1 protein-coding gene is annotated in these 280 nt (G+C 50.0%); it reads right to left on the bottom strand.

The window, feature by feature from the left end; all coding sequences use genetic code 11:
* Window positions 1-280 (bottom strand): hypothetical protein (locus tag PPOP_RS18450; RefSeq protein ID WP_042230055.1); only part of this gene is annotated, 280 nt, incomplete at both ends.

The raw sequence follows: 280 nt of genomic DNA, 5'->3' as shown, positions 1-280 counted from the left end.
TCGTGATGCTCGTCTTCCTTCAAACGCATGGCAACGACAGCAGCAACCAGAACGTATCGTTGTTTGGTCACTTGCTTTCCTTTCCGATCAACAGTGGAATAAGGGCGCTTCATATCGATTTCCGGAATGGAAATGGAACGTAAACCGGATGTCGCTTGACGTGTCAGTTCCTTAAAAACTTCACGAATCAGCATGACCGGAGTCAACGGCACATAGCGTTCCCTGCGGGTGCCAGGTTCAATGACCTTGCGGAACAAAGCCGTATTTCGCTTGGCCTTGG

This window comes from Paenibacillus popilliae ATCC 14706 (assembly GCF_000315235.1).
GTDB lineage: Bacteria > Bacillota > Bacilli > Paenibacillales > Paenibacillaceae > Paenibacillus_B > Paenibacillus_B popilliae.
The sequence above is the reverse complement of the archived record's forward strand: the minus strand, read 5'-3'. Positions and strand labels throughout refer to the sequence as shown.